The following is a 12,199-nucleotide window of genomic DNA, read 5'->3' as shown; positions in this document are numbered from 1 at the left end:
GACGATCGATCGCGAGAAGGTGGTCGCCGCCGCGATCGCCTCGGCATAGGCGGGGCGCGCCGCCTCGGACACCACGACCGGCTCGCAGCCGAGCTCCACGGCGAGCGCCTGCGCGATGGGCAGCACCGCGGCGGGGGCCGTGACGGCCGCATAGGACTGGGCGAGCAGGCGCAGGTCCATGGATGTGCCGGCGAAGGTCATCGCGGGGTGGATCGCCAGCGGGATGACGCCCTTGGCCACCGCCGGAGCGAGCACGTCGGCCCCCCAGGCCGGGTCCAGATGCATCGCGAGCTGACCCGGCTGCCAGTCGCCGGTCTCGGCCAGGCCCGCCACGAGGCCGGGGAGCTCGTCGTGCGGCACGGCGAGCACCACCAGTTCGCTGCGGCGCACGACCTCGGGGGCGTCGAGGAACGGCACACCGGGAAGCACCGCCTCGACGCGCTCCTCGTCGGAGCCGTGCGTGATCCCGATGAGCGCGTGGCCGACGCCGGCGAGCGCGGCGCCGATGACCGGTCCGACGCGTCCGGCGCCGACGATCCCGACGCCGAGGCGCCCTTCGCGCGTCATCGGTCCGCCTCCGCCGGTCCGGCGGGCGAGACGGGTTCGCCGGCACCGTCCCGTTCGCCGGCACCGTCCGGCTCCTCGGCACCGTCCGGTTCATCGGCACCGTCCGGTTCGCCGTCCCAGCGGTGCGAGTGGTCGGAGGCCGCGGCGCGCACGGCACCGGCCGCGACGGCCTCGAAGAGGTCGACGGCGGCATCCCGATCCACGATGCCGAGTGCACCCGACACCCGACCCGCGATGGTGTGTGCCCGGACGTTCGCGACGCGCAGGCGCCGATCCACGGGGCCCTGGGTCACATCCACGCTCTGCAGCCGAGCGAGGGGGAAGACCCCGAGGGTGCGCCAGATGACACCGCGCCGGAGGAAGAGCGAGTCGTCGGTGAGCTGGAAGCCGTTGCGCTTCCACGAGAGCAGGCGGAACAGGCGCGCGCGACGCGGCGTGGTCGTGTACGGATCCTCGGACTGCGGCCCGAGCACACCGTCCTCGAAGATCGCGCGCCACTGCTCCGGCGTCAGGTGCGGCAGCACGAGGCCGAGCACGCGGGCGACGTCGTCGCGGTCACCGACGGGCAGCACGGTGGCGAACTGATCCGTGCTCGTGTCGGTCGCCCCTCGACCCGACAGACGGTTGAGCGACACGGACCACCAGCCGAGCGGTCGCCAGAAGATGGACTGCGACACCTCGACCGCGTGCACGCGGCCCGGCGGCACGATCTCGGTCACGGTGGTGAACAGCCCGAAGGTGATGCGCACGCCGCTGCGGGTGGGCGCGATCGAGTACCGCAGCGAACGGGTGATCCGCCGGAAGGCGTAGGTGCCGAACCCGAGCAGCACGGGGAGCATCGCGAACAGCACCCAGGGCGTGCCGTAGACACCGCCCAGCACGACCGCGACGATGCCGAGCACCAGGGCGATCGTCGATCCGCTGAGCAGCTGCGAGAGGATCAGCCGGCCGGGCGGGATGCGCACGACCGACTCCGGTTCGTCGGCAGGGTCCTCCGCCCCGTGCACGAGCCCGTCGATGCCGGATGAGACCGTGGACGCCGCCGTGGCTGCCAGATCACTCGCCGCGCGGCCGTGCACACGCTCAGCCCGCACGCTCGCCTCGGCGAGCTGCCGCCCGGACGCGAGGCGCAGGATGTCGGCGCGCACCTCCTCGGCGTTGGTCGTCGAGAGGTACTCGAGCTTGACGTTCGCGTCGAGACCGGCCCCGACCACCTCGAGCTTGGCCATGCCCGCCAGCCGCGCGATCATCGGCCGCGTGAGGTTGACCCCCTGCACGCGGTCCAGCGGTGCACGGCGGTGGGTGCGGAAGAGCACGCCGGAGCGCACCTCGACGTCGTCGCCGGTGATGCGGAACGTGTGGAACCGCCACGTGATGTAGAAGATCCCGAGCACGACCAGGAGCACGCCGAGCACACCGAGCAGCACGACCAGCACCAGCCCGTGGCCGAGCACGTAGTCCACCGGATCCTGGCCGGCGTTGTAGCCACCTGGGATCACGCCGTCGAAGAAGAACGCGATCACCCGGTCGCGCAGGTTCGCGACGATGATGCCCACCACCACCACGAGCACGAGGCCGCCCCGGAACACGGGGGTCAGCGGATGCATCCGGTGCCAGTCGCCGTCACTCAGCGGCGATCGCGTGGCTCCGGTCGCCGGATGCGGTCCCCCGGGAACGGGGGAGGTGGGAGGGAGCTCGGTCACAGTCCCGTCCGACGGGTCTCGGCGACGTCGATCAGCGTGTCGCGCAGCACCTCGGCCGACGCCTGCTTGAGCCCGGGGATGACGACGCCCGTCGAAGCCGCGGCGGTGACGAGCTTCAGCTGCGCGATGCCGAAGCCCCGGTCGAGCGGACCGTGGGTGATGTCCACGAGCTGCATGCGCCCGTAAGGCACGGCCACCACGCGCTGCCACAGGATGCCCTTGCGGAAGACGAGGTCATCGCGTCGCAGTTGATACCCGACGGCGCGCGCCTGGCGCGGCGTGATGATCAGGCCGATCCCGGTGACCACCAGGACCACGCCGGCCGGGATCCAGATCCACCACTGTCCGAGCACGACGGTCATCACGACGGCGACCGCGAGCACGAGGGCGAAGAAGAAGCCGCCGGAGATGAGCTGGACCCACACGTACGGCCGTGCGAGCTGGTGCCACGTGCCGTCGCCGAGGGGAAGGCGCGCCTCGCCCTTCGGCTCGCGGATGTGCGCGAACGTGCCGTCGTCGAGCGCGGCGACGCGGTGCGGGCTCGCGGCGGCCGCGTGGTCGCCGGTCCCGGTCGTCGGGAGCGTCGCCTCAGACGCCGCCGGCTCCGATTCCGGTGTCGGGACCTCCGGGGTGTTCGTCATCGTCGTCCTTCCGGATCGTGCACAGGTGCTCGGCGACCAGGCCCGCGGCGACGAGTGCCGCCCCGCCGCCGACGGTCGCCAGCACGACCCCCAACGAGCCTACCGAGGGGAAGACCGGCCGGGTGAGGAGGAACAGTGCGAGTCCGACGGCGAATCCGGCGGTGAGGGCGCCCACGATCGAGGAGGCCTTGGCGAGCATCGCGATCCGCAGTGCCTGGAACGGGTTCGGCGAGGCGCCGGTGCCACGTGTGGCGCGGCGCACCGGCACGGCGAGGGCCACGACCGCGCCGCCCAGCAGCACGAGGAGGATCGGCAGCATCACCGCGGGGGTGAAGGTCGGCCGCCCCGACGCGGTCAGCACCTGGTCGACGAGGAACCCCGCGCCGACGCCGAGAACGGCGCATACCAGAAGCACGCCCGCGCCGGTGCGCCTCACGAGGGGCCCCGCAGCCGGTCGAGCAGGTCGGCCACCCGGCCGTGCCCGGCCAGCTCGGCGTCGGGATCGATCGCCAGCCACGGCGCCAGCACGAACTCCCGCTCCGCCGCGCGGGGGTGCGGGAGGGTGAGGGCAGGCTCGCGCGAGACCAGGTCGCCGTACGAGACGAGGTCCAGATCGAGGGTGCGGTCACCCCAGCGCTCGTGGCGCTCCCGACCGTGCCGCGCCTCGATGGCGTGGAGGTAGGACAGGAGGATGGCCGGCGAGAGGCGCGTAGTGAGCACAGCGACGGAGTTGAGGTAGGCCGGGGCGTCTTCGTCGGGTCCGGTCGGCTTCACGGCCACCGACTCGATCGGCTCGGCGGCGCGGACCTCGTCGACCAGCGGCAGGCGCGCAAGATCGTGCACGGCCTCCCGCAGCGTCTCCTCCCGGTCGCCGAGGTTCGCCCCGAGCGCCACGACGGCCTCGACCGTCGCGCGCGATTCGCGCGACGGCGGATCGCCGATCCCCTGCGCCAGTCGTCGGCTCATCGTCCCGACCGCGCACGGGTCACGCGCACCGAGACATCCGAGAAGGGCACGGGGATCGGGGCGTTCGGCTTGTGGACCGTGACCGTCACGCGGCGCAGACGGGAGTACCGGGCCAGAAGATCGCGGGCGATCCGCGCCGCCACCGTCTCGATGAGATCCACCGGGTCGTGCGCGACGAGGCCGGCGACATGCTCGGCCACCTCGCCGTAGTGCACGGTCTTGTCGACGTCGTCGGCTCCGGCCGCCTCGCGCACGTCGAGGTGCATGACGACGTCGATGATGAACTCCTGGCCGTCGCGCCGCTCGTGAGAGAGCACGCCGTGGTGACCGAAGACGCGCAGCCCGGTGAGGGTCAGTTCGTCGGTGCCGCTGAGGTCGGTGGGGGCATCCATGCCGGTCACTCTCCTTGGTAGGTGGCGATGCGGAGGGCATCGCGGGTCGTGGCGACGTCGTGCACGCGGACCGCCCAGGCACCCGCCTGCGCCGCCAGCACGCTCGTCACGGCCGTCGCGAGGTCGCGTCGCGCCGGATCGCCTTCGCCGAGGGCCTCGGCGAGGAATCGCTTGCGACTGGTGCCGACGAGCACTCGAGGCCCGAGGTCGACGACGTGCGACAGGCCGCGCAGCAGCGCCCAGTTCTGCGCTCCCTGCTTGCCGAACCCGAAGCCGGGGTCCACGATGATGCGCGCGGGGGCGATGCCGGCCGCGTTCGCCGCGCTCACGCGGTCCGCCAGCTCGCGGACGACCTCGCGCACGGTGTCGCCGTAATGTGCTCGGGCGTACATGTCGGACGAGGGGCCGCGCCAGTGGCCGAGGGCGATGTCCGCTCCGGATGCGGCGACGGCCGGCAGCATGTCGGGGTCGGCCAGTCCGCCGGAGACGTCGTTGACGAGCACCGCGCCGGCCTCGACGGCGGCGGTGGCCGTGGCGGCGTTCATCGTGTCGATGCTGACGGCGAGTCCCTCCGCCGCGAGCGCCGTGACGACGGGGATGACCCGGCGGCGCTCCTCGTCGGGATCGATGCGCTCGGCGCCGGGCCGCGTGGATTCGCCGCCGACGTCGAGCAGGTCGGCGCCGGCGGCGCGGAGCGATCGCGCATGCGCGATCGCGGCATCCGGGTCGATGTATCTGCCGCCGTCGCTGAACGAGTCGGGCGTGACGTTGACGATGCCCATGACGGCCGTCATCGCGGTCCTCCGAGGAGCGCGAACAGCTCGGCCCGCTGCGCTGGGTCGGTGAAGGCGCCGCGCGCGGCTACGGTCAGCGTGGCCGCATCGGGCTGCCGACCCCCGCGCATCGTGACGCACTCGTGCACCGCGTCGAGCACCACCAGAACACCGCGTGCATCGAGCGCGTCGTCGATGGCGTCCGCGATCTGCTCGCCGAGCCGCTCCTGGACCTGCGGTCGTGCCGCGAGCACGTCGACGACCTTCGGCAGCGCACCGAGACCGACGACCTGCTCGCCCGGCAGATAGGCGATGTGGGCGTGTCCGCGGAACGGCAGCAGGTGATGCTCGCACATCGAGCGAAAGCGGATGTCGCGCAGCATCACAGCGCCCGACGGCAGCGTCTCGGGCGCCGGACCCTGCGAGACGCTGATCGTGTGGGCGAGCGGCGCCGAGGCGTCTTCGCCGACCCCCGCGAAGAAGTCGACATACGCGTCGGCGACCCGGTCCGGGGTGAGCTTCAATCCCGGACGCTCGGGGTCCTCGCCGATCGCCTCGAGCAACTGTCGCACGAGCGCGGCGACACGATCACGGTCGACGGCCACGGACGAGAGCCTACGCGGTTGCGGGCCGCGCGCGCCCGGAGGGGCGCCGCTCGGGCGCCGACTCGGTCACCGTCTCCGCGTCGGCGGCGGTGGCCGCCGCCACGCCGACGGCGGGCTGACGCACCGGCACGTCGACCGGAGGCAGCTGCGAGACCGGGCGCTCTTCACTGGAGAGCCACTGCGGGCGCGGCGGGAGCTTCTTGACGTCGGTGAAGATCTCGGCGAGCTCGAGGTGGTCGAGGGTCTCCTTCTCGAGAAGGGCGAGGGCGAGCTTGTCCAGCACGTCGCGGTTGTCGTTGATGACCTGGTACGCCTCGTTGTGCGCCTGTTCGATGAGGCCGCGCACCTGCTGGTCGACGCGTTCCGCCACCCGTTCGCTGAAGTCGCGGCCGTGACCCATGTCGCGACCCATGAACACCTCGCCGGAGGACTGACCGAGCTTGACGGGGCCGACATCGGTGGTCATGCCGTACTCGGTGACCATCTTGCGGGCGATGTCGGTGGCCTTCTCGATGTCGTTGGAGGCACCGGTGGTGGGGTCGTGGAAGACGATCTCCTCGGCGACGCGGCCGCCCATCGCGTACGTCAGCTGATCCTGCAGCTCGTTGCGGGTGACGGAGTACTTGTCATCGAGCGGCAGCACCATCGTGTAGCCGAGGGCCTTGCCGCGCGGGAGGATCGTGACCTTCGTGACGGGGTCGGTGTGGTTCATCGCCGCCGCGGCGAGGGCGTGACCGCCCTCGTGGTAGGCCGTGATGAGCTTCTCCTTGTCCTTCATCACGCGCGTGCGACGCTGGGGACCGGCCAGCACGCGGTCGATGGCCTCGTCGAGCGCGCGGTTGTCGATCAGCTGCGCGTTCGAGCGAGCGGTGAGCAGGGCCGCCTCGTTCAGCACGTTGGCGAGGTCTGCGCCGGTGAAGCCCGGGGTCTTGCGGGCGACGACCTCGAGGTCGACGCCGTCGGCCAGGGGCTTGCCGCGGCCGTGCACCTCGAGGATGCGCTTGCGGCCCTGCAGGTCGGGCGCGTCCACGCCGATCTGACGGTCGAAGCGGCCGGGGCGCAGCAGCGCAGGGTCGAGGATGTCGGGTCGGTTGGTCGCCGCGATGACGATGACGTTCACCTTCGGGTCGAAGCCGTCCATCTCGACGAGCATCTGGTTCAGCGTCTGTTCCCGCTCGTCGTGCCCGCCGCCCATGCCGGCGCCGCGATGGCGGCCGACCGCGTCGATCTCGTCGATGAAGATGATGGCGGGCGAGCTCTCCTTGGCCTGGTTGAACAGGTCGCGCACGCGGCTCGCGCCGACGCCCACGAACATCTCGACGAAGTCGGATCCCGAGATCGAGTAGAACGGCACGCCCGCTTCGCCGGCCACCGCGCGTGCGAGCAACGTCTTTCCCGTGCCGGGAGGGCCGTACAGCAGCACGCCCTTCGGGATGCGGGCGCCGACCGCCTGGAACTTGGCGGCGTCTTTCAGGAATTCCTTGATCTCGTCCAGCTCTTCGATGGCCTCATCGGAGCCGGCGACGTCTTGGAAGGTGACCGTGGGGGTCTCCTTGGTGACCATCTTCGCCCGCGACTTGCCGAACTGCATGACCTTGCTGCCGCCGCCCTGCGCCGAGGAGAGCAGGAACCAGAACAGCAGGCCCAACAGCAGCAGCGGGATCATCAGCGAGAGGAACCCGTCGAACCACGACGGCTGCGGCACCACGTCGTTGAACCCGTCGGCGGGGTTCGCCGCGTCGATGGCCTGCACGACCTCTTCCGCGCGCGCGTCGACGTAGTAGAACTGCACGTCGGTCGCGCCCTCGTACGCCTCCGACAGCGTGAGGTCGACGCGCTGGTCGCCGTCGGTGTTCGTCACCTCGGTGACCGTGCCGCCGTCGAGGAGCTCGAGACCCTCCTGGGTCGAGACCTGCTTCGCGCCGCCGAGACTCGAGATCAACGAGAACCCGACGATCAGCATCACGCCGATCAGCACGATGTAGAAGAGCGGGTTCCGAGTGATCTTCTTGATGTTCATGGTGCGGGCGCGGCCCGATCCCTTTCGTCAGCGGCCACCGGGCGGCGCAGCGCCGCCAAGGCGGTCCGAACAGGGTATCGCGGGCCGGCTATGCCCCGACTGTGCATTCGCCCACGGCGGAATGCACGCCGACGCGCGCGCTCAGGCGTACACGTGCGGCGCGAGCACCGCCACGTCGCGCAGGTTGCGATAGCGCTCGGCGTAGTCCAGGCCGTAACCGACGACGAAGTCGCTCGGGATGTCGAAGCCGACGTACTTGCAGGGCACCTCGACCTTGGCCGCATCCGGCTTGCGCAGCAGCGAGAAGATCTCGATGGACGCGGCGCCGCGAGAGGCGAAGTTCGCCAGCAGCCAGTGCAGGGTCAGGCCCGAGTCGATGATGTCCTCGACGATCAGCACGTGCTTGTCGTGGAGGTCGGTGTCGAGATCCTTGCGGATCTGCACGACACCGCTCGACTTCGTCGACGCACCGTAGGACGACACCGCCATCCAGTCCATCGCGGCGTGCATCGGCAGTGCGCGTGCGAAGTCGGCCATGACCATGACGGCGCCCTTGAGCACACCGACAAGCAGCAGGTCCTTGCCCTCGTAGTCGGTCGCGACCTGCGCGGCCACCTCTTGCAGCTTCTCCTGGATCTGCTCCTCGGTGACGAGGATGTCGGTCAGGTCGTCTCTGATGTCGGCGGCGCGCATGGGGGAAGTCTAGGAGCGTCGGCGGCGAATCACTTCTTGCGGTCTCGCGCCGCCACCCATGCGATGCTCCACAGCGTCGCGAAGGACCGCGCAGCCTCGGACGACGGCGCATATGCCGCGACGGGCTTGCGCTCCGATCCCATGCGCTCCACGACGACCGTCGCCGGGATGACGACTTTGCACATGTCGGGCTCGTCGGTCGGAAGCTCCTCGACCGCGGTGCGGTGGGTCTTCTTGCGGCGATCGACCATCGACAGGAACGACACGATCTTCGCCGGCTTCGACTCCGCCGCGATGACATCGCGCACCTGCTGCAGCGATCGCAGCGCGAGCGGCGTCGGGACCACGGGGAGCACCACGAGATCGGCGGCCCGGATGACGTTCTGCGCGAGAAGGGACGCACCGGGAGGGCAGTCGAGGATCACGACGTCGTAGTTGTCGGAGAGCGGCCCGAGGGCACGCTGGATGCGGCGCGTGGAGTGCTTGGCGGCATCCAGGGCGAGCTCGAGATCCCGGTAGCTGTCGTCTCCGGGCAGCACGTGGAGGTCCTGATAGGCCGTCTCCCGCACAGCCCGGCCGATCTTGCCCTTGCCGCCGATGATCGATTCGGCGCCGCCCTTGAGCTTCGGCTTGACCTCGAGCATGTGGGTAGCGGCCGCCTGCGGGTCGAGGTCCCACAGCAGAACCCGCTGGTCCTTCGCCGCCTCGTAGGCCAGGTTCACCGCCGTCGTGGACTTGCCCACTCCGCCCTTGACGCTGTACACCGCGATGACCTTCACGTGCGCCACCCTAACGAGCGCGGCCCCCTCCCGTCACGGGTTCGGTCGTGCGCAGGCTCACGACGCGGCGGTGAACTCCACGCGCGCGCCGACCCTGCGGGCGCGGCATCCGGGCAGATCGATCGGCCCCTGACCCGACCAGTCGGTCACGAGCCGGGCGACCTCGAGGGTCTGCACGCGGGTGAGGCTCGCGCCGAACTCGCTCGACACGACGAGTCGGATGATGCGGTGCCGCACCGCCGCGGGGTTCGCTGCGAGGGCCGGCACCGAGACGGAGATGCCGGCTTCGGCGTGCTCGACGATGTCTTCGATCGTCTCCTCGATCATCTCGTCGAACGCCTCGGCGTCTTCCCGCAGCTGCTCGGCCGTGCGCGCGAGCGCCTCCGCCACGCCCGGTCCGAGCTCGCGCTCGAGCATCGGGAGCACGGTGTTGCGGGTGCGCACTCGCGCGAAGCGGGGATCGTCGTTGTGGGGGTCGTCCCACGGTTCGAGTCCCTCGGCCGCGCACGCTGCGCGCGTGGTGGAACGCCGCAGCGCCAGCATCGGCCGCACGAGCGCGACACCGTCGAGGTCCGACACCGGCGACATGCCCTGCAGGCTCGCCGCACCGGATCCGCGTGCCAGTCCGAGCAGGACCGTCTCGGCCTGGTCGTCGAGGGTGTGCCCCACGAGCACGGCCGCCGCGCCGGTCTCGCGCGCGACGGCACGCAGCGCCCGGTATCGCGCGTCGCGGGCCGACGCTTCGAGTCCGCCGCCGGCGTCCACATCCACCTCGACCACGCGGGCGGCCAGTCCCAGCGACGACGCGGCGGCGGCCGCGCCCCGTGCGACCACGGCGGAGGTCTCCTGCAGCCCGTGGTCGACCACGACGGCGGTCGCGGATGCATCCGCACCCCGGGTCTCGAAGGCGACCGCCGAGGCCAGGGCGAGGGAGTCGGCGCCACCGGACAGGCCCACCACGAGCGGAGCGTCGGCGGCGAGGCGGGCCAGGGCGCCGCGCACCGCGCGACGCACGTCGGCGACGGCGGGATCCAGACTCGGGCGGTGCGGCATGCGGCCACGGTACCGCGCGCATCGGGGCGCCTCACGGGGAGCCGGCGTGCAACTAGGCTGGTCGCGCATCCGCACGTCTTCCGAAGGAGCAGCAAGCATGGGCGCGTACGACGCCGTCATCGAGATCCCTCGCAACAGCAGCATCAAGTACGAGGTCGACCACGGCACCGGCCGGGTCTACCTCGACCGCATCCTGTACACCTCGATGGGATACCCCTCCAACTACGGGTTCTTCGAGAACACCCTCGGCGAAGACGGCGACCCGCTCGACGTGCTCGTGCTGCTGGACCGCGACATCATGCCGGGCGTGCTCGTGAAGGTGCGGCCCGTCGGCGTGCTGAAGATGTCGGATGAGGCCGGCGGCGACGACAAGGTCGTCGCGGTTCTCGCGAAGGACCCCCGCTGGAACCACATCCAGGACGTCTCCGACATCGACGAGTGGACGCGCAACGAGATCAACCACTTCTTCGAGCACTACAAGGACCTCGAGCCCGGCAAGTGGGTCAAGGTCGACGAGTGGGCGGATGCCGCCGAGGCCGAACGCCTCGTCGACGAGGCCTTCGCACGGTTCGAGGAGCACGAGGGCGAGACCCGCACGCAGGGTGAGGGCGAAGCCCCCAGCACCCGCTGATACGGACGGGGAACTACATGGCGCGACGCGGTGCGGTGCGACGGCGCATCGCCGTGATCAGCGACGCGGTCGCGTCGCGCCTGTGGCCCGTGCCGCTCATCGCGGTGATCGGCGCCGTGCTCATCGGCCTGGCGCTGCCGGAGCTCGACCGCTCCGTCGATGCGTCCCTCGCCGACACGGTGACGGCGTTCATCTTCTCCGGCGGGACCGATGCGGCGCGCGCCGTCCTCTCCGCGATCGCCGGATCCCTCATCACGGCCACGTCGCTGACGTTCTCGCTGACGGTGGTGGCCCTGCAGCTGGCGAGCAGCCAGGCGTCTCCGCGGCTCCTGCGCATGTTCGCCTCGGATCCCATGGTCCAGGGCACGCTCGCGGTCTTCCTCGGCACGTTCGCGTATGCGCTCACGGTGCTGCGCACGGTCGAGAACGCCACCGACGAGGCAGACGCCTTCGTGCCGCGCATCGCGGTGACCGTCGCTTCGGTGCTCACCCTGGTGAGCGTCGTGGTGCTGACCTTCTTCCTCGCTCATCTCGCCCGTCAGCTCCGGGTGGAGACGATGATGCGCGATGTGCACCGTGAGGCGGCGCATACCATCGCGCTGCTCGCGGATGCGCCACCCGGAACCCCCGCCCCGGCACCGATCGAGCCCGACCGCGGGCACACGGTGTTCGCGCGCACGTCGGGGTTCGTCTCCGGCGTCGACCGCGGCGAGCTGATCGATCTCGCCGTCGCGCACGACATCGTGGTGCGCGAGCTGCGCCCCGTGGGCTGCAGCATCATCGCGGGCACGCCGCTCGCACGATGGTGGCATCCCGCCCAGATCGACGGCCCCGGGCGAACCGACGAGCGCATCGCGGATGAGATCGCCGCGTGTTTCAGCGCCGACTACGAACGCACGCCCGCGCAGGATGTCGGGTTCGGGCTGCGGCAGCTCGTCGACGTCGCCAGTCGCGCCCTGTCCCCGGGCGTCAACGATCCGACGACAGCCGTCCACGCGCTCAGCCACATCTCCGCGCTCCTGTGCGACCTGGCGGCCCAGCCTCCGCGCCCGGAGGCGTACGCATCGCGAGACGGCGTCGCGCGCCTGGTCCCGTGCGGCGACGACTTCGCCGAACTCCTCGATGTCGCGATCTCACCGATCCGTCGCTACGGCGCCGGCGCACCGGATGTGCTGGAGCGGCTGCTCTGGACGATCGACGACGTGGCGTGGCACGTGCAGCACGCCGCGCAGCGCGACGCCCTCTCGCAGCAGCTGGAGCGCATCGAGGCGTCGCTCGAGGCATCCGATCTCGATGCGGTCGAACGCGACCGGTTGGCCGCGGCCGCTCAGCAGGCCAGGGCCACGCTCGAACGCGCGTCGTCGGCCTGATCGGCG

General features: G+C 71.1%; 14 protein-coding genes. 2 read left to right on the top strand and 12 right to left on the bottom strand.

Annotation, left to right across the window (positions count from 1 at the left end; all coding sequences use genetic code 11):
* The 12 genes from B3S45_RS04315 to tilS all read right to left on the bottom strand — a co-directional run.
* Positions 1–567 (bottom strand): NAD(P)-binding domain-containing protein (locus B3S45_RS04315; protein ID WP_286717576.1); only part of this gene is annotated, 567 nt, incomplete at its 3' end.
* On the bottom strand, positions 564–2,270 hold the full coding sequence (locus B3S45_RS04310; RefSeq protein ID WP_286717574.1) for a PH domain-containing protein: 1,707 nt from the start codon (positions 2,268–2,270) through the stop codon (positions 564–566). The genes B3S45_RS04310 and B3S45_RS04315, both read right to left, overlap by 4 nt.
* Positions 2,267–2,911, bottom strand: a complete 645-nt coding sequence (locus tag B3S45_RS04305; RefSeq protein ID WP_349675981.1) for a PH domain-containing protein — start codon at positions 2,909–2,911, stop codon at positions 2,267–2,269. Before B3S45_RS04305 ends, B3S45_RS04310 begins: the two co-directional genes overlap by 4 nt.
* A complete protein-coding gene (locus B3S45_RS04300; protein ID WP_286717572.1) occupies positions 2,859–3,347 on the bottom strand; it encodes a DUF3180 domain-containing protein in 489 nt (162 codons plus the stop codon). Before B3S45_RS04300 ends, B3S45_RS04305 begins: the two co-directional genes overlap by 53 nt.
* Complete coding sequence (gene folK / locus B3S45_RS04295; RefSeq protein ID WP_286717570.1) at positions 3,344–3,877, bottom strand: 2-amino-4-hydroxy-6-hydroxymethyldihydropteridine diphosphokinase; 534 nt, start codon at positions 3,875–3,877, stop codon at positions 3,344–3,346. Before folK ends, B3S45_RS04300 begins: the two co-directional genes overlap by 4 nt.
* Positions 3,874–4,269, bottom strand: coding sequence for a dihydroneopterin aldolase (gene folB / locus B3S45_RS04290; protein ID WP_194384377.1), 396 nt, complete (start codon positions 4,267–4,269; stop codon positions 3,874–3,876). Before folB ends, folK begins: the two co-directional genes overlap by 4 nt.
* Before the next feature lie 5 nt (positions 4,270–4,274).
* A complete protein-coding gene (gene folP / locus B3S45_RS04285) occupies positions 4,275–5,063 on the bottom strand; it encodes a dihydropteroate synthase (RefSeq protein ID WP_286717568.1) in 789 nt (262 codons plus the stop codon).
* Positions 5,060–5,647 (bottom strand): GTP cyclohydrolase I, encoded by a 588-nt coding sequence (gene folE / locus B3S45_RS04280; protein WP_071045132.1) that lies wholly within the window; start codon positions 5,645–5,647, stop codon positions 5,060–5,062. Before folE ends, folP begins: the two co-directional genes overlap by 4 nt.
* Positions 5,648–5,657: 10 nt before the next feature.
* Positions 5,658–7,667, bottom strand: coding sequence for an ATP-dependent zinc metalloprotease FtsH (gene ftsH, locus B3S45_RS04275; protein WP_194384375.1), 2,010 nt, complete (start codon positions 7,665–7,667; stop codon positions 5,658–5,660).
* A 141-nt stretch (positions 7,668–7,808) separates the two neighbouring features.
* Positions 7,809–8,360: a hypoxanthine phosphoribosyltransferase gene (gene hpt / locus B3S45_RS04270; RefSeq protein ID WP_194384374.1), complete on the bottom strand. Its 552-nt coding sequence runs from the start codon at positions 8,358–8,360 to the stop codon at positions 7,809–7,811.
* Positions 8,361–8,389: 29 nt separating this feature from the next.
* The gene (locus tag B3S45_RS04265; RefSeq protein ID WP_286717565.1) at positions 8,390–9,139 is read right to left on the bottom strand and encodes a ParA family protein; all 750 of its coding nucleotides are present in this window, start codon (positions 9,137–9,139) and stop codon (positions 8,390–8,392) included.
* Positions 9,140–9,196: 57 nt separating this feature from the next.
* The gene (tilS, locus tag B3S45_RS04260; RefSeq protein ID WP_286717564.1) at positions 9,197–10,192 is read right to left on the bottom strand and encodes a tRNA lysidine(34) synthetase TilS; all 996 of its coding nucleotides are present in this window, start codon (positions 10,190–10,192) and stop codon (positions 9,197–9,199) included.
* A gap of 97 nt (positions 10,193–10,289) precedes the next feature.
* Between tilS and ppa the strand changes: the two genes are divergently transcribed.
* Positions 10,290–10,823 carry an inorganic diphosphatase gene (gene ppa, locus B3S45_RS04255; protein ID WP_286717562.1) on the top strand — a complete coding sequence of 178 codons (534 nt, stop codon included), beginning with the start codon at positions 10,290–10,292 and terminating at the stop codon, positions 10,821–10,823.
* A gap of 17 nt (positions 10,824–10,840) precedes the next feature.
* A complete protein-coding gene (locus tag B3S45_RS04250) occupies positions 10,841–12,193 on the top strand; it encodes a DUF2254 domain-containing protein (protein ID WP_286717560.1) in 1,353 nt (450 codons plus the stop codon).
* Positions 12,194–12,199: the final 6 nt, after the last annotated feature.

The organism is Microbacterium sp. UBA1612, assembly GCF_002321605.1.
Lineage (GTDB): Bacteria > Actinomycetota > Actinomycetes > Actinomycetales > Microbacteriaceae > Microbacterium > Microbacterium luteum.
Note: the sequence above shows the minus strand (reverse complement) of the source record. Positions and strands in the feature narration are given on the sequence as shown.

What these genes read in the sequence shown, in the direction of transcription:
- B3S45_RS04305 (WP_349675981.1), bottom strand. Translation starts at nt 2,911, where the DNA reads ATGACGAACACCCCGGAGGTCCCGACACCGGAATCGGAGCCGGCGGCG.
- hpt (WP_194384374.1), bottom strand. Translation starts at nt 8,360, where the DNA reads ATGCGCGCCGCCGACATCAGAGACGACCTGACCGACATCCTCGTCACC.
- B3S45_RS04250 (WP_286717560.1), top strand. Translation starts at nt 10,841, where the DNA reads ATGGCGCGACGCGGTGCGGTGCGACGGCGCATCGCCGTGATCAGCGAC.
- folB (WP_194384377.1), bottom strand. Translation starts at nt 4,269, where the DNA reads ATGGATGCCCCCACCGACCTCAGCGGCACCGACGAACTGACCCTCACC.
- folP (WP_286717568.1), bottom strand. Translation starts at nt 5,063, where the DNA reads ATGACGGCCGTCATGGGCATCGTCAACGTCACGCCCGACTCGTTCAGC.
- folK (WP_286717570.1), bottom strand. Translation starts at nt 3,877, where the DNA reads ATGAGCCGACGACTGGCGCAGGGGATCGGCGATCCGCCGTCGCGCGAA.
- ftsH (WP_194384375.1), bottom strand. Translation starts at nt 7,667, where the DNA reads ATGAACATCAAGAAGATCACTCGGAACCCGCTCTTCTACATCGTGCTG.
- ppa (WP_286717562.1), top strand. Translation starts at nt 10,290, where the DNA reads ATGGGCGCGTACGACGCCGTCATCGAGATCCCTCGCAACAGCAGCATC.
- tilS (WP_286717564.1), bottom strand. Translation starts at nt 10,192, where the DNA reads ATGCCGCACCGCCCGAGTCTGGATCCCGCCGTCGCCGACGTGCGTCGC.